Raw genomic sequence first — 21,262 nt, forward strand, 5'->3', positions numbered from 1 at the left:
ATACAATGGGATGAGCAGGACTGTTTTTCTACTTTTTGCATTATAAAAGATTTATATCGTGACCAAGATAATCTATGCGTAACTTGGGGGAAAGAATTAGATTTATTATCATTCTACATGGATGAGATCAACTATGAAAACGGATGTTTTTATATAAATGTTGTAAAAACATTCAACTGCAAAAAAAATGAAAATAAATCACCTTTTTCAAGTTGGCCGATACAGGAAGACGAATGTACGATAATTTTACGGTTTGACGGAGATTATCTTGAAGTTTATCTCAATAATTTAACTGACTATTATGATACCTTTTGCAAAGTGGATAATGAAACATTGAATCAATACAATAATCTAATCCAAACGAATAAATGCGACCTCTCCCGCGTCACTTGGCCCCGCCACGCCGACGGCTCTTGCGACTACGGCGGAAGTAAAAAAGCAGACACGACAACTAAGCCGGCAGCAATTTCATCTACTCAAACTACCAATGTCGCCCCAAACAAAACTATGATTGTCAAAGAAAACCTCAAACTTCGAAGCGGGGAAGCAACAACAACTTCCGTCCTCGCCGTGATGTTTACCGGTACAAAGGTAAAAATTCTAACACTTGGAAAGCAGGCAACCATCGACGGTATTACAAGCAACTGGGTACAAGTGGAAGTGCAGGCAGGCGCAAAAGACAGGGACGGAAAGCCTATTGTCGCAGGAACAACGGGCTGGTGTTTTGGAGGATATTTGACTGAGCGATAGAAGAGGGTGAAAATTATCTTGCCGTCGGAAACTATTTGAAAACACGGTATCAATTTTACCATGAGGGGTTAGCTCTGAGGGGAGACAAAGGAACAGCAATATACTATTAGACAATCAGCGGAATCAAATAATGGAAGATTGAAATATTTAAGAAATCCATTGAACTACAAAGGAGAAAAGGATAAAAATGTACGGATTTAAAATAAAACTTTTTTCATCTTTACTATTATTAATAAGTTTAACGGAGTTGTATGGTTTCGATATTTGGCAAAATTTAAATGGGAAAGCATGGGTGTTGGAAGAGTATTTTTCTGTAATACGTTTGCATGATCGAGACACTTTAATTGTAAAACTTCCTTTGATAGAAACTAATTATTATTGGATAGATGAGCATGCTGAAGATTTGATAGAATATTATTGGAGAGATTTATACTATATTGATTTTGAAATTAAGTTTTTTGAAGATAAAATATATGAAAACTACCAAGAAATTAAAAGAAGCAGATGTATCCACATTGGAGACCTTGCTCAAGGTTTTTTTACCATACAAAATCTTAAATCTTATGACAATATCATATTACTGGACGTGATTTGCGATGATATAGATGACTTGAATAGATTTATTATTAAGTTGCCGAAAATTGAGAAAAACAAAGATTATGTATTTATGTTAAAATTTGACGGGGATTATCTTGATTTTTATATCGATGACGTATTTATCCATACATTCTGCAGGATAAATGAAGCAACCCTTAAAGAATATGAAAACTTAATAAAAAATAATACTTGCGATCTTTCAAAAGTCACTTGGCCCCGCCACGCCGACGGCTCTTCGGATTACGATGACAAAATCATAATGCCGGAACCGTTAATTCTTACAGGAAATACGGATATCGATAAAGCAACCGCCGGTAAAGACAAGGTACAAGAGAATATCGGCGGGTCTGAAAAAATAAAAAAAGTTCAGGTAAAATCTAAAAATCAAATAATGGCTGTAAAAATTCCGGCCGTATTACGTGCCGATCCGTCGATGGAAAAAGGAACTCCGATGCTGAAAGCTGCTGCCGGCTCGCGTGTACAAATAATAAAAGTCGGTAAAAAGCAAACAATCGATAACATAGAAAGTAATTGGGTAAAAGTAAAGTTTTTAGACGGAGCTAAAAAAGTAACGGGAAAAGATATCAGCCCCGATACCGTCGGTTGGCTATTCGGGGGATATTTAGAGTAGGTGCCGAAAATACCGGTAGATCAAAGAAACTGTCCGAAAGCTGAAGTTTTTGGACGGTTTCTAACGCGCTGTCGTACCCGTTTATAGGCAAGCTAAAAGAAAACGTATCGCACGATGTACGTACAGGATAAAATGAAAAATAACACACTTGTATTATTACTGTGTTTTACAGGGCAAAATATCCGCGTTGCAGCGCAAAAGCGTTCCGTCGGATAGTTTGCAATATACGGCTCACAACACCAACGACACGACTTTATTGACAAAGGCGCCGATAGGAATAAAGTCGATGCCTGTCGCCCGCTCGGCTGCGATGAGGGCGAACAAAGCGAAAGTGCCCCATTGCATAAAGCGCGCTTCTTTTTCTTTGCTGAGGTTCATCCCCGAAAAAAATACGTGACTGCCGTCGAGCGGCGGGATGGGCAAAATATTGAAAATAAACAATCCGAGGTTGATCGTCGCCGTATACAGGATCACGTAAAAAACGGTTCGATACACGGCGAACAGCGGCAGCGATGAAAAACTTATGCCGGCGGCTCTGAACAATTTTACAATAAAAAGAGAGACGATGCCGAGTACGAGATTCGACAGCGGGCCTGCAAGCGCGATGACGACTCTGTCCCGTCTCGGATGCGCCAAATTCCGCGGGTCGAACGAAACGGGTTTTGCCCAGCCGAAGCCCGCGATGACGATAAACAAAAAACCGATCGGGTCGATGTGTTTGATCGGATCGAAGGTGAGCCTTCCGTCCGCTTTCGCCGTCCCGTCTCCGAGCTTGTACGCGGCGAGTGCGTGGCAGTATTCGTGCAGCGTAAGCCCGATGACGATCCCGGGCAGGGAATACAATGTATCGATGATGTCGAAATGCATACGAAGCATTGTATTGCATTTTTACGGCGCTGGCAATGTGCGCACAACGCGTATGTGCGCACAACGCGTATTTTCGTCGGCGCTCAGTGCGCGGCAAAAAACGCGCCGAACGATTTTACGATATCGGCTCCCGCGATAAAAGTGCCGGTCGAACTTCCGAGTGTCGAAAGCAAAAACACGAGGAGCACGCGGAGGAGGCGGTTTCGGTACCAACCTTTTATGCTTCCGGCATCGATTTGCAGGCTTTCCATATCGGACACTTTCGGTTTGCAAAAGTAGGTCTGCATGACGCCGGTGATGAGTCCGACGCCGATGACCGGCGTGAGAGACGTGATCGGAGCTCCTACGGCTGCAGCCGCAATCGTGATCGGGTGTCCTCCCGCCGCGAGTGCTCCGATCGCCGCAAGACAAGCGTTCCACAGTATCCAGCTCCCGAGCATTTCACTTCCGACGTGTTTTCCTCCGAGCGCAAAGCCGAGGGCGACGAGGGCGATTATCGCGATCGGGATTATCCATGGGGCGTATTTTGCAATCCCCCTTTTCGGCGGCACCCGGTCGATGTCGCTTGTATCGGTAGTCTCCTCTCCGACTGCAATTTTTTTAAGATGCGCTTCCACGCCGGGAAGGTGCCCCGCGCCGAGGACTGCGAGCACTTTGTCGCCGTCCGCTTCCCAAATGCGAGAAGCGAGATAGCGGTCGCGCTCGTTTATGAGTACTTCCTTTACCGCAGGTAAATACTCTGCAAGTTCGGTCATCATCGAATCCATTTCATTAGATTTTTTCAAAGCTTCGATCTGTTCGCTCGATATCTTTTCTTTGTCGAATGCGCTTGCGATGAGCGCGGAAATCAATTTGCTTTTTCCCCACAGCGAATTTTTTGCCCACGCACGGCGGAGCGTTACGGCGATCGGGCGGTCGACCATGACCGACGGAATGCCGAGTTCGGAAGCGGTGTTTATCGCGGCGAGCATTTCATCTCCGGGTTTTACACCGACGTTTTCACCGAGCCGCTTTTGAAAAGACGCGAGCACCAAATTCGCCAAAAGCAAAAATCCCTCTTTGCGCTTCAATACCGCAATGATGTCGAGTTTGCTGTAGCTTTCGGGATCGGTCATGGAACGGCGCCGCTTTTCGTCGAGTTCGATCGCGACGCAGTCGGGCTTTTGTTCTCTGATCGCGTCCGTCACTTCTTCGATGCTTTCGTTAGACACGTGCGCCGTTCCGAGCAGCGTGATCGTCCGTCCGTTCAGTGAAATCGTTTTTTGCGTGTTGCTCACTTTCCCAGGCTCCATTCGGCAAGCCGGTATTCGAAGAACATCGGTGCCTGCATTTTAATAATTTTCGAATAATATTCGTTTGCGAGCTTTGCCGAACCTTTGAGCTCGTAGAACAATCCCATGTAGTACCACATCTTACCGCGCTCGGACGGTTTGTCGATTTTATCGATTTTCAGCCTGAGCGAATTTTCCGCGTTGAATCCTCCCTGGTCGTGATAGAGGCGCATCATTTCGTAGGCGAGCGACGTGCGATCAAAGCCGCGCATCGCCTGTGCTAAAAATTTTTTGCAGTCGACGATGTTTTTTTCTTTAAGATACGCTGCCGCCGTCATGAGTACGTAGGAAAAATCGCTCTTGTTATACGAGTACGCTTTTTGAAACGCCGCTCGCGCGTTCGCCCAGTTTCCTTCGTGCCATTCGAGCAGCCCGATATCTTTGTATGCGTAAAAATAGTCGGGATTCGTTTCGGCAACTTTATTAAAATCGGCGAGCGCTTCTTTGTATTTTTTTTGTTCGTCGTAGAGTCCTGCGCGGTACACGTATGCGAGAAAGTACGACGGATCGAGCGCTATCGCTTTCGTCCACGCCGCTTCCGCTTTTTCGAATTTGCCGCGGTAGCGGAGGTAGGTTCCCAAGTCGAGATAAAAGTCGTAATTCGAATCGTCGGCTGCAATCGCCCTTTCTATATATTCCGATGCACGCAAATAATTACTGTCGTCCGCTTCGATTTTCCCCAAATACGAGAGGGCGAGCGCGTGAGAAGGATCCTTTGCGAGGATCGCTTCGAACGATTTTTTCGCTTCGTCTATGTCGCCGATATAAAACGCCGTTTGTCCGAAGCCGAAGAGCGCGTCGATGTTGCCGTTCTCTCTTTGCAGCGCTTTTTTATATGCGGCGTTTGCAAGTTTGAATCGATGTTTGAGCGCATATTGTTCGGCGAGCGCGATGTTCGCCGCCGCATTGTTCGGATCGAAAGCGAGAAGGCGTTTCATAAACACGTCCGCTTTTTTGTTGTCGCCGGAAGCAAGCGCCGTTTGCATATTGAGTTCGAGTACGTCGATATTGTCCGTGTCCCGTGCGAGCAGCGCTTCCCCGGCTCTTTTCGCTTCTTCGGTACGCCCTGCCGAAAGGAGGAGCGATGCGCGGAGAATTTCGATCTCCGTGTTTTCTTTGAGCGCATCGGGCAGATTTTCAAACGATGCGAGCGCTCCGGCCGTATCGTTTGCCGAAAGAAGCGCATGCAGTTCTCTGACGAATACGACGTCAGCCGGAACGGTCGGCGTTTCCTGTACCGTGTCGATCGGTTCCTCGCTCTGTACTGCGGGCGGTTCTTCTGCAGCCGACGGGGAGGACGGTTCCTTCGCTTCGGCTCTTTCCGCTTTGCTTTCCGTACCGCCCGTTTGCCCTCCTGCCGTATCGGACGACTTTTCTAACGGCTGTTCCGGCCTTTCGGCGGGAAGGGCAGGCGCACTTTGCGGGAAAGGAAGCGACTCTGTGCTTTCCTGCACGCGGTTTGCATTCTGCCCGCTTTTCGGCGTACTTGCGCACGATATGAACGATATGACGAGTACGGCTGCGAATACGCCGCTTATAGGGCGGCTGAGGGATTTTTTCATCGTATGTTCCTCATTGTTTCCTTGTAGTTATAATACATAAAAAGGCGCAAAATTACACCGGTTGCAATTCCTTGTACCATTGAGTACACTGTCGTCAATGTACACGAATATCGTCCGAAAGTTTCTGGGACTCCTTTTTGCATATATTGTTATAATTGTCGGCATTTTTATCCTGCAATTTAGAAGCGATTCCGTTATATCCGAAAAGATCGGAAATCTCCGAATATCGCTCGCCGAAACGCGCGGAGAGGACGGTACGACCGTTTTGCGGAATCGGATGATTGCGTCGTTTAACGGTATTACGTTTACGGCCGACGATACGCATCCTTTGACACTTGCCGTGCGCGGAGAGCGGACACCCCGAAATCTTGCGCTCGTATCGTGGAAAAAGCCGACCCCGCGTTCCTGCGAATTCGCGTTCGACGGCGGCGTTTCGCTTTCATTTGCGGTGAGCGGCAGCGGAGACGCGGAGCGTTTGACCGTACACGCGGCCATTCCTGAAAATGCCGACGACGTGCGGCTGCACTATGAAATCGTTCCGGGAGCGGCCGTCGTTTCGGAGACGGATACGCACGTACAGCTCGACATCAGAAACAGCCGATGGGAATTCGAAGCTGCCGAAATTTCGGACGGGGCGGTTGCGTTTACTTCCCATGCTTCCGTCGCGTCATATTCGTATTACGATGCGACGAAAAAATTCTCGTTTGAAAATACGGCACGTTTTGCGTCTGCCGAGCGGAGCGCGTATTCGGTTACGGTCGCCGCTTTTAAGCAGAATTTAATAACGGCTTTTGCCGGCCAGCAGGATATCACCGAGCAGGAAGCCGTTTCGTTCGTCGCCGCGATGTCCGAGCGCGGTCGCTACAACGAAGCGATCAACGCGGTGCCTTCCTCGTTCAGGCGCGGAGTGCAACGCACCTATTTTTCATCTCCGTATTTCGATTCACTTGCGACGATGAACCGTTCGCTCGAACAGCAGATCGCACGCTGCCGCGATATCGTTGCGCAGAACACGATCGATGCGTTTGCCATTTCCGACATCGTCGACTATATGTGTATGCATCCGAGATCTTCTGCTGTCAGAACGCTGCTCGCGACCGCGGCCGCCGTCAAGGAGAACTCGCTTACCGTTTCGCAGGCTGCATCGATCCTCGCGGCTTACGATTCGCTCCTTGCCAAAAACGGCGATTTGGCTGCAATAGTGCAGGATGCCGCCCAAGTCTGCATCGATAAAATTACCGAGTCCTGTTCCGTCGAAAACGAAAGGATTACGATTTCCGAAAACGGTGTTTTCGTATCGGTCGTTCAGGCCGCGGAAATCGGAGATGCCCTTGTGCGTTACGGGCGCGCATCGGGGAACGTTGCGCTCGAGCGGGGCGGCTACGTGATATTGAATTCGTATCTCGCCGAAAGCGCTTCGTTCGATCTCCGTACGCTCGCCGCTTTGTATCCGATCGTCGTACACGATAATCCGTACTATCCGCACTTCGCGCTCCTCGGTTTTGACAACGGGAATCCGGTGTGGGCGTGGACATGTGCGGCGAATATGACGTACCGAAACGACGGCAGCGGTACGGTTACGGTGACGATCGATTTTCCCCAGTCCTATACGCATTACGTTATCATAAACGGCATACAGCACTTCAAAACGATTTACATTTACGATATGGCATTCCGCACTGACCCGCGCTTCGAAACGTATAATTCGTCGGGCTATGTGTACCGCACGGATACGAATACGCTGCTTTTAAAGTCGCGCCACAAATCGCAGATAGAGACGATACGCTTTATCTATTCCGACGCGGCGAGAGAAGCGGCCGAACGCAGGACGATCACCGAAACTGATGCGGCCGGCAATGTCATAGCGCCTCCGCCCGAACCGCGCTCTCCTTCAAGCGCGCTTCCCGAAGGCAATATCCCGATGTCCACGGGCAATGCGTCTCCCGAATCCGCCGAATGACAAAACCGGCGGCGGACGCCGTGTTGCGTGCGCATTTTGAAAGGCCGCATATATGGCGGGGTTGCGAAGCAAATGCGATAGTGTATGCAGCGAACTGAGTTTTCACCTCCGCATTATTTTATTTGGTTTCAAATCTCGTCATTCAAATTGCTATTATTTTGAATAGTGGTTTGGTGTAAATTTGCGGAAAAAAGTCGGTTTATGTAAAATGTAAACGTTGACATTTCGAAAAACTGCCCTTACCATAACGATAAAGTGGATTCGTCCGTATGAAATGCGGTAAAGCAAAACTTTTAGGAGATCGCGATGAAAAAACTCGGTATCGCTTGTATGTCGATTTTGATGTGTGTTGCCCCTGCATTTATGCAGGCCGGTAAAAATTCTTCCGCCGCACAGGATGCCGTCGGAGCGCCGTTTGCAAAGCGAGTGACGATCAGCATCATGAATTCGAAGCCGGAAATCACGGAAGCGCTGGAAGCGGGCGCCGCCAAATTCGGACGCGAGTTCAATGTCAAAGTGCAGGTGTATGAAACGTCGTCTCCCGGCGACACGCTTGCGCAAAAATACGCGGCAGGTGATGCGCCGACGATCGGTATTATGGATATTGCGAACGTCCGCGATCTCTATGCCGAAAAGCTTTCCGATCTTTCCGATCAAAAATGGGTCGCAACCGGAGGCCGTGCGCTCGGTGCGGTCATGAACGGTAAAGTGTACGGTATGCCGCTGACGATCGAGGGCATGTGCCTTTTGTACAATAAAACTGCGATCGAAAAAATCATCAAGCGGAAATTCAATGCAGCCGATTATACGTCGCTGAAAAAATTTACGGCGCTCTTGAACGAACTCAAAGCCGGCGGTATGAAATATCCTGTGGTGCTGAACAAAGAAGACTGGTCTATCGGGCAAAAAGGCTACCAGTGGATATACGATTATCAGGACGGAACGGCGGCAGGAGCGGTCGCATTTTTAAAAGACGTCAATTCCGGAAAAACGTCATTCGGAAAAAATGCCGTTTTCCAAAAAGTATACGATGCGTTCGACCTGTTTATCGAAAACAATATCAATCGCGCAGATCCGCTTGCGGCCGACTACGATTTGAACGCAAGCTATGTCGCCGAAGGTGAAGCGGCGTTCTGGCTCAACGGAACGTGGGCATGGCCTGATTTTGCGCCCTATGCGGTCAAAGGCAGCGAATACGGCGTGTGTGCATTCCCGTTCGACGACGAGCCGAAGACACAGGGCAAAGTCGTCGTCGCCGCTACGAAGTTTATGACGGTCGATAAAGTCAACGCTTCCGCCGATCAGCAAAAAGCCGCGAAGATGTTTTTGAATTGGCTCGTCTTTACAAAAGACGGACAGGATTGTTTAATCAATAAGTGCGGTATCGTAACGGCGTTTACGAATATATCGCTTGCGCCGAATAATCCTTTTAATGTGAGTTTGAAAAAATTTATAGACGCGGGTCTTGTCGTGGACGGGGCGACCTATATGCCTTCCGATCACAGAAGCAAACTTGCGGCGAATATGCAGGCCTATCTCGCGGGAAAAATGACGCGGGCGCAGATCGCCGAAAAGCTTGACGCATATTGGCGCGAGCATTTGCCGAAACAATAAACACAAGAGAACCTCTAAAAACTCCGGTTTTAAGAGGTAACTTTAAAAACGCGGGGGTAAGCATGAAATTTGCGGATAAGAAAAAGAACGCTCGGCTGTATGCGTCGTTTGTCGGGCCGTCGGTGCTTTTTTTCATACTCGTTTTTATCGTCCCGCTCCTCTACGGATTTTATCTTACCCTTACCGATTGGGACGGCATCGCAAGCTCGATCGGTTTTACGGGATTTTCGAATTATGTCGAAGTCTTTACCGACCTCTCGTTCTGGCAATCGATGCGGCGGACTATCCTGTATTCGGCCGCTTCGGTTATCGCCATCAACGTCATCGCGTTTTTGCTTGCGTATCTGCTGACCGGCGGCGTAAAGGCCGAAAGTTTTTTACGCGCGGGATTTTTTACACCGAATTTGATAGGAGGACTCATTCTCGGCTATATATGGCAGTTCGTGTTCAGCAGGGTTTTTGTCAATATATATAAAATCATCCCCGTTGCGCTTTTCGAAAAGTCGTGGCTTTCTTCACCGGGTACCGCTATGGCTTCTCTCATCATCGTTGCGACGTGGCAGTATTCGGGGTATATGCTGCTCATCTATATCGCGGGCTTCGTCGGTATTCCGCACGATTTGATCGAAGCGGCGCGCATCGACGGGGCGGGCGAAGGGCTTATTACGCGGAAAATCCGTATACCGCTCATGGTACCGTCTATCGTCATCAGTTTGTTTTTATCAATAACGCGGACGTTCAAAGTGTACGACGTCAACTTATCGCTGACAGCCGGCGGTCCTTATGATTCGACGAAACTCGCCGCAATGCATATCTATTCGAAAGCGTTCGAAGAGCAGAGGTACGGCGTAGGGCAAGCCGAAGCGCTCGTTATGTTTGTCTGTATGGCGGCCATTGCACTGACGCAAACCTATATCGGGAAAAAACGGGAATTGGAGATGTAGTATGCAAAACAGTATAGAACTAAAACCCTCGTCGAAGGGTATCGCGCTGAGGACTGCGGCTGCCGTATTTCTTTTGTGTTTGTATTTCTTTCCGTTTTTTTTAGTTCTTATCAATTCTCTCAAACGCAAAGTGCAGATCGTAAAATATCCGCTGCGCCTCATCGATGAAAGCGGTCTGCAATGGGGCAATTATAAAGCAGCCGTCGTCAAGATGGATTTCGCCCGCTCGTTTTTTAACAGTCTTTCGATCACCGTTTTCAGCGTGTGTATATTGCTCGTCTTTTCTTCGATGGCGGCGTACTTTCTCGTGCGGCATTCGAATTGGAAATCTTCGAAAGTGACGTTTGCGCTTATGATGGCATCTATGGCGGTGCCGTTTCAAGTCGTCATGATACCGCTCATTTCCATTTACGGCGGCATGTTCCACATACTCAATTCGCGTACGGTACTCGTTTTGATGAACTTCGGTTTCGGAACGGCGATGTGCATCTTTATGTGTCACGGATTTATTAAATCGAATATCCCGATCGCATTGGAAGAAGCCGCCGTGATCGACGGCTGCAATCCCCACACGATTTTTTTCCTCATCGTCTTTCCGCTTTTAAAACCGATCCTTTCGACGATCGCGATCCTGGAGACGCTCGGTTTTTGGAACGATTATCTTTTGCCCTCTCTCGTACTCGGTAAAAAAGAACTGTATACGCTCCCGCTTGCGATCAGAACGTTTTACGGTACTTTTTCAAACGATTACGGCAATATCATGGCGGCTCTCGTGCTTTCGATGCTGCCTGTCATCGTTCTGTATATTTTCCTGCAAAAGTATATCGTCGGCGGTATCGTTTCCGGGGCGGTAAAATCATAAGCGGAGAAGACTGTGTCGACAATCATCGATGTTGCAAAAGAAGCGGGCGTGTCTACGGCGACGGTTTCCCGTGTTTTAAACGACAGCACGAAGCTGCGCGGAACTACGAAAAAAAACGTTCTCGATGCGATGAAGCGCCTCCATTACCGGCCGAATGCGGTTGCCCGCTCACTTGTGTGCGGCACGAACAGCTGTATCGGCATTATGCTGCCGGATTTGAATATGCCGTTTTGGGCGCAGACCGCGCACGAACTCGAGCGTGCGGCTTCATTTCACGGCTATTCGATCATGGTGACATCTTCTCCTCTCGAATGTGAAGATTATATAAAGGAATACCGCTCGCTCGGACGCAAGATGTCGAACGGCATTATAACGTCGTATATAAACGATACGGAAGATTTTATACGGCAGTCGCTCGTGCCGACGGTCGTCATTGCCAATGCGGACTGCGCTCCGTCCGTTTCGTCGGATGACAAGCAGGGAGGAACGCTCGCTGCCCGGCATTTGATTGCCAAAGGCTGCAAGCATATCATCCACATAAGCGGGGAGTTGAAATATCACCGCTCATCGAATGAGAGGACCTATGCGTTTATACGCGAGTGTGAAAAGAGCGGTACTGCGTACAAACTCTACGAAGCGCCCCTTGCTTTGCAAAAAGAAAACGATTATTCGGCAATCGTCGATACCGTTTTTCGGGAAAACGAGGATTTCGACGGGATTTTCGCAAGCAACGATATCATCGCAAGCGTCTGCATTTCAGCAGCTCTTTCGCGCGGCAGGCGGATCCCGAACGACATAAAGATTGTCGGATACGACGATACGAATATCAGTTCCATGATATTCCCTCCGTTGACAACGATCCGCCAAGACTATAGACTGCTTGCCGACACGGCGATTTCCACGCTCATCGATTTGATGGACGGACGCCGCGTTCCCGACAAACAGGTTTTTCCCGTAACGCTCATTGAACGAAAGACGACATAAGGCGCTCTGAAAACCCGCTTACATTTTTAGAGGTTCACATAATTATTTCGAATACGGAGGGCTCTTATGCCGCAGAAAATTACAAATAAAATCATGCTCATTACCTATGCCGACTGCATGGGAAACGACCTGAAAGATCTCGCTCATGTGCTCGACCGCTATTTGGACGGAGCCGTCGGAGGACTTCACATTCTGCCCTTTTTTCCGTCGTCGGCCGACCGCGGTTTTGCACCCTTGACATACAAAGAGGTCGATCCGCAATTCGGTACATGGGACGATATCGCTTTACTCGGGAAAAAATATTATCTCATGTACGATTACATGATAAATCATCTTTCGTCGGCGAGTGCCGTGTATAAAGATTTTTTAGCAAAAAAAGAGGCATCGCGCTACCGTGATTTTTTTATACGCTGGAAAGATTTTTGGACAAACGGAGAACCGACTGCCGAAGATTTCGACAAGCTGTATAAGCGAAAAAAGATTCCGTATATCGAAGCCGAATTTGCCGACGGTTCGAAAGAAAAACTGTGGACGACGTTCAGCGATCATCAAATCGATATAAATCAATATTCGGAAGAAGCGAAAAATTTTTTAAAAGACAATCTCACCTTTCTCTCCGAACACGGCGCTTCGATCGTGAGGCTCGATGCCGTAGCCTATGCGTCAAAGCGCGAAGGTACGAATTGCTTTTTCGTCGAACCCGAGATTTGGCAGCTGCTCGACGGATGTAATGAGATCCTTTTTCCGCGAGGCGTCGCCGTTCTTCCGGAAATTCACGAACAGTATTTTATGCAAAAAAAAGTTGAAGCGCACGGCTATTATACCTACGACTTTCAGCTTCCCATGCTCACGCTCAATGCGTTGTATTTCGGAAGCTCGCTGTATTTGAAAAATTGGCTCCTCGTCTGCCCGCGAAAACAGTTTACGACGCTCGATACGCACGACGGTATCGGTGTCATCGATGCGCGTTATTTGATGAGCGATGAAGATCTCCTTGCGACGCGGCGGAAATGTTTCGAAACGAATCCGGGAACGTATGAGCTCTATGAAAAATTCGGCGTGCACATGGATCTCGATCGTTTCGATACGTATCAAATCAACTGCACGTATTATTCGGCGTGCGGCAACGACGATAAAAAATATTTTATCGCACGTGCGTTGCAGTTTTTCGCACCCGGCATTCCGCAAGTGTACTACGTCGGCCTGTGGGGCGGCAAAAACGATTTCGAGCTTTGCAATAAAACCGGCGTGCATCGCGATATAAACCGTCATTATTATCCGCTCAGTGAAATCGATTCCGTTTCAGCTTCTCCGCTTGTGAAAAAAATTCTTGCGCTCATGAGATTCCGCAATACGCATCCCGCGTTCGACGGCGAATTTCATCTTTTGCCGTCGGATGAACACAGTTTGCGCATCTTGAGAAAAAACGGCGCCGAGTATGCATACCTTTTTGTCGATTTCACATCCTTTTCGTGCGCTATCGCATATTCGGAGGACGGCGGCGAACGGCATTTTCCGTGTTCATTCTGAAAGATCTCATACAGGCTCGACATACTGCGCATTTGGTCGACAAGAATCGCGTGCAGTTTTGATTTCCTCTTGCGGTTCCGCCTTGTAAAATCGCGGAACGATGCCGTGCGGTAAAAAAATCTCTATTTTTCTAAAAAATATTTTGCGTTTTTATAAAAATGTGGTATACTGATAAGGACTACTTTCGTACAGCAATTGCAGGAGCACAAGTGAATAAGCACGATTTTCCGAAAATTCATTTTTACGATCAGGATTTTGTAGACATCTATAATAAAACGTGGTCGATGCTTGCAGCTTTTTGGATCGATCCTGAGACGTCAAAGGAATCGCCTTCCGGCTGTTTTTTATATCCCGAAAGCGGAAAATGCGTCATCGATCAATTCGAATCGATTTTTTCTTCTTTCTTTCTTGTGTATTCGAACCGCAATTTCAATGCGAGTCAGAACATCGATTACTTTTACAACAAGCAGGAAAAAAACGGTGCGATCCGCTGGCGCTACGACGCGAAGACCGGAAAGCCCCTTCTGCCGAAAACGAATCCCGAAGGCGCGGGTATGCCGCTCTTTGCGTGGGCGGAATTCAATCTCTATCACAAATCCGCGAACAAGCGGCGCATCAAAGAGATCATGCCCAAGCTGCAAAAGTACATGACGTGGCTCGATGAAACATTTAAACAGGAAAACGGTTTGTATGCCGTTCCGTTTACCGCGACGACTATGTTCAATGCTCCTCGCGAAAAAAGTGTCTATCCCGTCGATTTCAATGCGGCTATGGCGATCAACGCGTCTCACATGTCGGCTCTCGGCGACATCCTCAACGATAAAGATTTGAGTTTTCAATACCGCCGCATGTACTTTTCGATCAAAACACGGATCAATTCGCTCATGTGGGACGACGCGACGCGTTTTTACCACGACCTCGACAAAGACGGAAACCGATTGAACGAAAAAACGATCGCGGGATTTTGGCCGCTGCTCGCCGAAATTCCGAATGCCGATAAAGCGGAGCTGCTCATCTCACACTTGAACAACCCCGAAACCTTCGGTACCGATCATCCGTTTCCGACGCTTTCGGCGGACAGTAAATCCTTTAAAAAAACGGGTGAAGGTTTTTGCGGCAGCGTGTTTCCCGCATTCAATTTTATGGTCGTCAAAGGACTCGAAAAATACCGTCACTACGAACTCGCGCGCGAGTGCTCCATACGTCACCTCTACTACATACTCGAAGGACTCATGCCGAACGATCCCAAAGAAAAGGGCGATGTGTACGAAGCGTATCTGCCGACAAAAGAAGGCAAAGCGTCCATGTCGAAAGACGCAAGTTTTCCGCGTCCGCACTATCTCATCACCGTCGGTCTTTCGACGATCGCGCTGATGATAGAAAACGTCATCGGTCTTTCGATAAGTCTTCCGCGCAAAACGGTCGACTGGATCATACCGAACCTCGAAATCATGGGTATCGAAAACCTGTCGCTCAAGCGCAACCTCATAACCATATTGAGCAATAAAAGCAGCCGCGGCTGGGAAATCCAAATGGAAAGCGAAAAGCTCTACTACTTTACGATCAATATCCTCGATCAAAAGAAAAAGACGCTGCCGATCCCGTCCGGCAAGTGCTCCATGCTTATAGATAAATTATAAGGCGGAATCGGCAAAGGGAATGATCTCACAATGAAAGCACTGATTCAACGCGTAAGCTCCGCATCGGTATCGGTTGACGGTGAATGCTGCGCTTCCGTTTCTCGCGGCTTTCTCGTCTTTTTAGGTGTGACGCACGGAGACACGGAAGCGGTTGCCGAAAAGTTGGCGGAAAAAATCCGTAAATTGCGCATCTTTGAAGACGAAAACGGAAAGACGAATTTATCGATCGAAGACGTTGCGGGCGAACTTTTGGTCGTGTCGCAGTTTACGCTGTATGCGGACTGCAGGGGCGGCAATCGTCCCGGTTTTGAAAACGCCGCGAAGGGCGATCATGCGGAGCGCATGTACGAGTATTTTTTGTCGTGCTGCAAAAGCCGATTCCGCTCTGTCGGTCACGGTATTTTCGGTGCCGATATGAAAGTTTCGCTCGTAAACGACGGTCCCTTTACGATCATGCTTGAAACCGTTTGAAACTATCCGACATATTGTTCCGACTCATCATTTTGATAATTTTATCGGATGTTTTATACGCGATTGACTTTTCTCTATTCCAGTACTAGAATACTAAGTATGGATATATCATTGACGGAGCTGCTGCTGCTCGGCATTTTAGCCGAAAAACCGCAGCACGGTTATCACATCGAACATCTCATCGAAGAGCGGGGCATGCGGAAGTGGACTGAAGTCGGCTTTTCTTCAATTTATTACGTTTTGGCTCGACTTGAAAAAAAAGGTTTGGCGGCCGGCGCTCATACGGCGGGCAAAGCGCAAAAGCGTTATTCCATAACCGATAAAGGTATGGCGATTCTGAAAGAAGAAACGAAAAACCGAATCGAAAAGCGGCGGCCTTCGAATATGCACTTTATGACGGGATTAGCCGGAAGCTGGCTGTTAGAATCTTCGGAACTCATCGACGCTTTTAAAAATCGGCGGAACGAAATAAAAAAAGATTTGCAAGCGTTGCAAAAAAAGATTACGGAAAATGAAAATGCGCCGCGCTCTGCACGCGAGCTGTTCTCTTTGAGCGAAACATTGTTGAAAACCGAAGCGGATTGGATAAGCGCGGAATTGAGGAGGATAAAAAAATGAACGTATCGGTAAAACCTTTTATCGGACAGCACTGCGAAACTACGGCGACGGGAACTTTGCTGCATCAGTTGGGGATCGAGCTTTCAGAACCGATGCTGTTCGGGATCGGCGAAGGTTTAAACTTTATTATATGGAACATGAAAACGATGGCGTTTCCGTTTATGGGCGGCCGCGTCAAGCCCGACGTGCTCACTGCGAATATCGCAAAAAATCTCGGATTGAAACTTACGGTACGGGAAACGAGTTCGCATAAAAAAGCGTGGGAAGGAGTTAAAGCGCTGTTGGATGCCGGCAAAGCGGTCGGCTTAAAGCTCGATTGCTATCACCTTGAATATTTTTCGCATCCGATACATTTTGCGGGACACTACGTCGCCATTATCGGTTATGACGATAAAAATGCGTTTTTAATCGATACGAAACAGCAGGGTACTTCTTTGGTGACGTCGCTGGAAAGTTTGGAAGCGGCTCGGAGCGAAAAAGGAGCGATGTCGTCGAAAAATCTGTATTATACGATCGAAAAAGAAAAATGCATTCCGCTCGAAAAAGCCGTCGTCAAAGCGATCCGCGGTAATGCGGCGGCGTATCTTTCTCCTCCGATTAAAAATCTTTCGTACAAGGGCATTGAAAAAGCGAGCGGCGAAATTATACGATGGTTCGACGGCGCCGGAGATGTTAAAACGGAATTCGCCGCGAGCGCGATGTTGATGGAAAAAGCGGGGACCGGCGGAGCGCTGTTTCGAAATCTTTACCGCGATTTTTTAGACGAAGCTTATCGCTTGACGAAACACGATGCGATCGAAAAAGCACACAAAGCGTTTACGGATATTGCGAAAGACTGGTCGCGCGTCATCGCGCTTTTTGAAAACGTCGGAAAAACCGGTGAAAGACGGTACGTGCTGCAAGCGTCGGAACTCCTGCGAAGTCTCGCCGAAAAGGAAAAAGGAGCGATGCAGCTGCTCGAAAATATCTGACAGTAAAAGGAGATGCCGTAAGCGGATGCGGGAAATTGTACTGCAGCTGATCGAAACCGTCCGGCCGATGAAAATCGTGCGATTAAAAATTGATTTCCGCAGCGAATGCAATACGGGCAATGCGTGCGAGTCCACACACCCTTGAAGTTACGCGCTAAATTCTATTATACTTATATATACTCGCAAAAAATACCGAAAGTTCACTTTTATTTTTGAGGTTTTTTGTTAATGAAAGAAAATTGCATCGACTGCATTTTACGCACGGATACCGACATAACGCCCGAACAGCTTTTTTTTATGACGCGTTATGTTCCGTATCGCGTCGTAAAAATGATGGGTGAATCCGCCTGTTGCTTTTTTGAAAGGACGATAGAAAAGTTTCAAGGCGTCATGGTGTACCTCGATATCATCGGTTTTACGAAAATCGTCGACGGCTATATGAAAACCGGGCGCGATGTTGCCGATTTGACGAATACGTTGTCCGATTACTATTCAGTCGTCATAGAAACCGTCCGCGGGTTCGGCGGCTCCGTATTCCAATTTGCAGGCGATTCGATCCTCATCTGCTTCGACAGATTAAAAGACGAAAGCGACGAAAACAATTTGCGCCGTGCGCTCGCGGCGATGATGCTCATCATCGATCTGAGTAACAACTACAATACGGTTTCCGAAGAATTTGTTAATTTTACGCTGAAGCCGAAAATCGGTATGGGGCAGGGGGAAATCTTTCAGATATTTCTCGGCGATACGGAATATTCGATGACGCCGGTGCTTACCGGAGCTGCCGTCATTCAAGCGATCAAAATGGAAGAAGCGTGCACGACGCAGGAGATCGTCGTGAGTATTCCCGTGTGGAATCTCGCATGTAAAATGGGACTCGAACGCTACTTTGCCGAGCAGGAAGGGTTTTATCACCTGACCGATATCCCCGAAGATTTCGCCTCGTCGGTCGAACGCCCCGAATACATCGACGTGGAAACGTGGTTCACAAATCCGCGTTTTTACAACCGCCTCTATTCGTTTATAAATCCGATCATCTTCAGTCAGATAAAAAACAACGTACAGGGCTTCGACGGCGAATACCGCAACGTAACGTGCTGCATGGTTCGCTTCGACGGCGTCTTTCAACAGGCTGTCAGCGAAGCGTCGATCGCGGAAGGTTATGCGAGTCTTAATAAAATTTATAAAGATCTGCAGGACATCGCAAGCCGTTTCAGCGGCTATTGCGGTAAGCCCGATTTAAGCGACAAGGGCATCGTGTTTCCCGTCTTTTTCGGTATGCCCGTTGCGATCGAATACAAAGAGCGCATGGCGATGCTGTTCGCCAATAAACTGATCGAAGAAGAACAAAAAGAGGGCGGTAAGATCATCGTCAACGTCGGCATTGCGACGGGCGTCGTCTACGCCGGAGAATTCGGCGCGAACATGCGCAAAGATTTTACGATCGTCGGCAACGCGATCAATTTTGCCGCACGCCTCATGATGAACGCGACGAACCACGGCGCTTTTACCGTCTTTATCGATGAAGCGACAAAGTCGAAAACCGCAGCGATAAGCGAAACGGAAACGATGCCCGGCATCATGCTCAAAGGTTTTTCCGAAATGCAAACCGTGTATCATCTTTTGATGATCAAAAAGGATACGGGAAAAGTAAACCATAAGACAGAGCTTCTCGGACGGAGCGGAGAACTTGCGGCGCTCGCATCGCTGTATGAAAAGAGCAGAAGGGGAGAGTTGTGTTTCGCTCCGATCATCGGCGATATCGGTATCGGAAAATCCTATCTCGTCGAACAATGTACATCGGACATTATGGCGAAATATGCCGACACCGTCGTCATGTACGGCAGGGCGTATTCGTATGAATCGGGCACTCCGTTTTTTTTGTGGCGCGATATCATAAAGCGCGTCGTCGGCATAACCGATTCGATGCAGGGCGAAATGCTTTTGCTGCACGTTCTGAACAAATTTGCGCGTGATCTTCCGTCCGATAAAAATTGGGTATCGTATTTTTTGACGACGCTCGGTTACAGCTTTGCGGAAAACCCTGTGACGGCGCGTCTCGATGCGGCGACAAAGCAGCAGCACTTTTTCAGCCTCGTGTATACGCTGCTCGTAAACTATGCGGAAAATCATCCGCTCGTCATCGTGCTTGAAAATCTGCAGTGGAGCGATAATCTTTCGCTGCACTTGCTTTCGTATTTGTTCCGCAAGCCGAAGACCGCGCCGATCCTCATCATACCCGTTTCGCGCGAATCGAAAACGATCAAACGCCTCTATTCTTTAAACAATATGAAAGTGCTGCGCCTTGCACATTTGCGCGATGCGACTGCCGCTCAGCTTGCGGCAAAATTGCTCGGTTTCGAAGCACCCGACAAATTGCTTATTGCGAAGATAGTCGCGGCGGCCGGCGGCAACCCGATGTACATCGAAGTTATCGTCGAAAGCCTCATATCGGGCAAAAAAATCGATAAAACCGAAGACGGGCATTATTACCTTGTCGGTCCCGTGAACGATATAAAGATCCCCTATACGATCGAAAATGTGATCCTCGTGCAGCTGAACGCACTGCCCTACGAAGCGCAGGTCATCTGCAAAAACGCTTCCGTTATCGGCAGGACGTTTTCACTCGATGTGCTGGAAGCCCTTGTCGGCGAAACGATTTCTCACAGCGTCGTCGAACATTCGCTTGCCGAACTCGAAGCGCACGGCTTTATACTCTGCAACAACGCGAAGCGCACGCTCTTTACGTTTAAGGACGCGACGATGCGCGACGTCATCTATAAGACGATCATCGAATCGACGCGGAAGAGTTTGAACACCGCGATCATGAATTATCTCGAAGAAAAATACAAAGACAATATTCGGCCGGCTGTCGGTAAGCTGCTCTACTATGCGAAGGAAGCGAAAGACGACGATGCGATCGCAAAATATACGAAACTTGCTGCGGAGAACTGACGCGATGCGTGAAATTATTTTATTAAATCCCGTTCTAAAAGAGACGGTGTGGGGCGGAAAGCGTCTTTCAGAATACGGTTATGAGCTTCCGAGCGATCGTGTCGGAGAAGCGTGGGCTATCGGCGCGCACCCGAACGGTGACTGTACGATTTCAGGCGGCGCTTTCGGCGGTATGCACCTTTCGGAGCTTTGGAAAAATCATCGCGAGCTTTTCGGCGGAGATGCAGGGGAGCGTTTTCCGCTTTTGACGAAGATCATCGATGCGGAGCGCGACTTGTCGATCCAAGTGCATCCCGACGATGCGTATGCGAAGCTGCATGAAAACGGTTCCCTCGGCAAAACGGAATGCTGGTATATCCTTGACGCCGCACCCGGCGCGAAGATCGTCATCGGGCACAATGCGAAAAACCGCGACGAAGTGCGGGAGATGATCGAACAAAAGCGCTGGAACGAATTTATCCGCGAAGTGCCGGTGCGTAAAGGCGATTTTTTCTTTATTGCGCCGGGAACGGTTCACGCGATAAAAGGCGGCACTCTTTTGCTCGAAACTCAGCAAAGCAGCGACGTTACCTACCGAGTCTACGATTACGATAGGCCGGGAAGCGACGGAAAGCCCCGCGCCCTTCACATCGCCGAGAGCATCGATGTCATAACGGCGCCCTTTGAAGAGCGGGAAGTGCAAAAAGATCCGCATAAAACGATCAATAAAAATCTCGACGAACTCGTGAGCTGTCCGTATTTTTCCGTATGGACGCTCGACGTGCACGGGAGGGCGGAGATCGCACAGGATCAAAAGTTTATGCTCGTCTCCGTCGTCGAAGGCGCAGGGACTGTTGACGGAAAAGCGATCCGGAAGGGGAGTCACTTTATCCTTCCGTACGAGTACGGGCGGGCGATCTTCGAAGGCGATATGCAGCTCGTCATATCCGCAGTGTAAACGCGGGGCGCATGGATTGACGGCGCACGATACGAAAA

Annotated in this window: 17 protein-coding genes; 14 read left to right on the plus strand and 3 right to left on the minus strand. The window is 48.5% G+C overall.

What is annotated here, in order from left to right:
* Nucleotides 1–750, plus strand: a 750-nt coding sequence (locus JSQ97_RS03420) for an Ig-like domain-containing domain (RefSeq protein ID WP_239446908.1), incomplete at its 5' end; no start/stop codon positions are given.
* Between the two features lie 187 nt (nt 751–937).
* Nucleotides 938–1,978, plus strand: a complete 1,041-nt coding sequence (locus tag JSQ97_RS03425; RefSeq protein ID WP_205074758.1) for a hypothetical protein — start codon at nt 938–940, stop codon at nt 1,976–1,978.
* 231 nt (nt 1,979–2,209) lie between these two features.
* Here JSQ97_RS03425 and JSQ97_RS03430 read toward each other — a convergent pair whose 3' ends face one another.
* From JSQ97_RS03430 to JSQ97_RS03440, 3 genes are all read right to left on the minus strand, one after another.
* Entirely contained in the window at nt 2,210–2,845 is a 636-nt protein-coding gene (locus tag JSQ97_RS03430; RefSeq protein WP_205074759.1) for a site-2 protease family protein, read from the minus strand.
* 83 nt (nt 2,846–2,928) lie between these two features.
* The gene (locus JSQ97_RS03435) at nt 2,929–4,122 is read right to left on the minus strand and encodes a TraB/GumN family protein (RefSeq protein WP_370590023.1); all 1,194 of its coding nucleotides are present in this window, start codon (nt 4,120–4,122) and stop codon (nt 2,929–2,931) included.
* Nucleotides 4,119–5,738 (minus strand): tetratricopeptide repeat protein, encoded by a 1,620-nt coding sequence (locus tag JSQ97_RS03440; RefSeq protein ID WP_205074761.1) that lies wholly within the window; start codon nt 5,736–5,738, stop codon nt 4,119–4,121. Before JSQ97_RS03440 ends, JSQ97_RS03435 begins: the two co-directional genes overlap by 4 nt.
* 97 nt (nt 5,739–5,835) lie before the next feature.
* Between JSQ97_RS03440 and JSQ97_RS03445 the strand changes: the two genes are divergently transcribed.
* The 12 genes from JSQ97_RS03445 (at nt 5,836) to JSQ97_RS03500 (ending at nt 21,224) form a co-directional block, all read left to right on the plus strand.
* A complete protein-coding gene (locus JSQ97_RS03445) occupies nt 5,836–7,698 on the plus strand; it encodes a hypothetical protein (protein WP_205074762.1) in 1,863 nt (620 codons plus the stop codon).
* Nucleotides 7,699–8,004: 306 nt separating this feature from the next.
* Nucleotides 8,005–9,312 carry an ABC transporter substrate-binding protein gene (locus tag JSQ97_RS03450; protein WP_205074763.1) on the plus strand — a complete coding sequence of 436 codons (1,308 nt, stop codon included), beginning with the start codon at nt 8,005–8,007 and terminating at the stop codon, nt 9,310–9,312.
* A gap of 62 nt (nt 9,313–9,374) precedes the next feature.
* Nucleotides 9,375–10,256 (plus strand): carbohydrate ABC transporter permease, encoded by an 882-nt coding sequence (locus tag JSQ97_RS03455; RefSeq protein ID WP_205074764.1) that lies wholly within the window; start codon nt 9,375–9,377, stop codon nt 10,254–10,256.
* Between the two features lies 1 nt (nt 10,257).
* Nucleotides 10,258–11,118 carry a carbohydrate ABC transporter permease gene (locus JSQ97_RS03460; RefSeq protein WP_205074765.1) on the plus strand — a complete coding sequence of 287 codons (861 nt, stop codon included), beginning with the start codon at nt 10,258–10,260 and terminating at the stop codon, nt 11,116–11,118.
* A 12-nt stretch (nt 11,119–11,130) separates the two neighbouring features.
* Entirely contained in the window at nt 11,131–12,102 is a 972-nt protein-coding gene (locus tag JSQ97_RS03465) for a LacI family DNA-binding transcriptional regulator (protein ID WP_205074766.1), read from the plus strand.
* A 66-nt stretch (nt 12,103–12,168) separates the two neighbouring features.
* Nucleotides 12,169–13,632 (plus strand): sucrose phosphorylase, encoded by a 1,464-nt coding sequence (gene gtfA, locus JSQ97_RS03470; protein WP_205074767.1) that lies wholly within the window; start codon nt 12,169–12,171, stop codon nt 13,630–13,632.
* A gap of 209 nt (nt 13,633–13,841) precedes the next feature.
* Entirely contained in the window at nt 13,842–15,272 is a 1,431-nt protein-coding gene (locus JSQ97_RS03475) for an MGH1-like glycoside hydrolase domain-containing protein (RefSeq protein WP_205074768.1), read from the plus strand.
* A 30-nt stretch (nt 15,273–15,302) separates the two neighbouring features.
* On the plus strand, nt 15,303–15,743 hold the full coding sequence (gene dtd, locus JSQ97_RS03480) for a D-aminoacyl-tRNA deacylase (protein ID WP_205074769.1): 441 nt from the start codon (nt 15,303–15,305) through the stop codon (nt 15,741–15,743).
* A 99-nt stretch (nt 15,744–15,842) separates the two neighbouring features.
* Complete coding sequence (locus JSQ97_RS03485; RefSeq protein WP_205074770.1) at nt 15,843–16,361, plus strand: PadR family transcriptional regulator; 519 nt, start codon at nt 15,843–15,845, stop codon at nt 16,359–16,361.
* Nucleotides 16,358–17,332, plus strand: coding sequence for a BtrH N-terminal domain-containing protein (locus JSQ97_RS03490; protein ID WP_205074771.1), 975 nt, complete (start codon nt 16,358–16,360; stop codon nt 17,330–17,332). The genes JSQ97_RS03485 and JSQ97_RS03490 overlap by 4 nt, the downstream gene beginning before the upstream one ends.
* A 228-nt stretch (nt 17,333–17,560) precedes the next feature.
* Nucleotides 17,561–20,287 (plus strand): AAA and adenylate/guanylate cyclase domain-containing protein, encoded by a 2,727-nt coding sequence (locus JSQ97_RS03495; RefSeq protein ID WP_205074772.1) that lies wholly within the window; start codon nt 17,561–17,563, stop codon nt 20,285–20,287.
* A 4-nt stretch (nt 20,288–20,291) separates the two neighbouring features.
* A complete protein-coding gene (locus tag JSQ97_RS03500) occupies nt 20,292–21,224 on the plus strand; it encodes a type I phosphomannose isomerase catalytic subunit (RefSeq protein ID WP_205074773.1) in 933 nt (310 codons plus the stop codon).
* Nucleotides 21,225–21,262: the final 38 nt, after the last annotated feature.

It is taken from the genome of Treponema sp. Marseille-Q4523, assembly GCF_016901105.1.
Taxonomy (GTDB): Bacteria; Spirochaetota; Spirochaetia; order Treponematales; family Treponemataceae; genus Treponema_D.

What these genes read in the sequence shown, in the direction of transcription:
- JSQ97_RS03500 (WP_205074773.1), top strand. Translation starts at nt 20,292, where the DNA reads ATGCGTGAAATTATTTTATTAAATCCCGTTCTAAAAGAGACGGTGTGG.
- JSQ97_RS03455 (WP_205074764.1), top strand. Translation starts at nt 9,375, where the DNA reads ATGAAATTTGCGGATAAGAAAAAGAACGCTCGGCTGTATGCGTCGTTT.
- JSQ97_RS03425 (WP_205074758.1), top strand. Translation starts at nt 938, where the DNA reads ATGTACGGATTTAAAATAAAACTTTTTTCATCTTTACTATTATTAATA.
- JSQ97_RS03495 (WP_205074772.1), top strand. Translation starts at nt 17,561, where the DNA reads ATGAAAGAAAATTGCATCGACTGCATTTTACGCACGGATACCGACATA.
- gtfA (WP_205074767.1), top strand. Translation starts at nt 12,169, where the DNA reads ATGCCGCAGAAAATTACAAATAAAATCATGCTCATTACCTATGCCGAC.
- JSQ97_RS03490 (WP_205074771.1), top strand. Translation starts at nt 16,358, where the DNA reads ATGAACGTATCGGTAAAACCTTTTATCGGACAGCACTGCGAAACTACG.
- JSQ97_RS03460 (WP_205074765.1), top strand. Translation starts at nt 10,258, where the DNA reads ATGCAAAACAGTATAGAACTAAAACCCTCGTCGAAGGGTATCGCGCTG.
- JSQ97_RS03430 (WP_205074759.1), bottom strand. Translation starts at nt 2,845, where the DNA reads ATGCATTTCGACATCATCGATACATTGTATTCCCTGCCCGGGATCGTC.
- dtd (WP_205074769.1), top strand. Translation starts at nt 15,303, where the DNA reads ATGAAAGCACTGATTCAACGCGTAAGCTCCGCATCGGTATCGGTTGAC.
- JSQ97_RS03445 (WP_205074762.1), top strand. Translation starts at nt 5,836, where the DNA reads ATGTACACGAATATCGTCCGAAAGTTTCTGGGACTCCTTTTTGCATAT.
- JSQ97_RS03440 (WP_205074761.1), bottom strand. Translation starts at nt 5,738, where the DNA reads ATGAAAAAATCCCTCAGCCGCCCTATAAGCGGCGTATTCGCAGCCGTA.
- JSQ97_RS03485 (WP_205074770.1), top strand. Translation starts at nt 15,843, where the DNA reads ATGGATATATCATTGACGGAGCTGCTGCTGCTCGGCATTTTAGCCGAA.
- JSQ97_RS03450 (WP_205074763.1), top strand. Translation starts at nt 8,005, where the DNA reads ATGAAAAAACTCGGTATCGCTTGTATGTCGATTTTGATGTGTGTTGCC.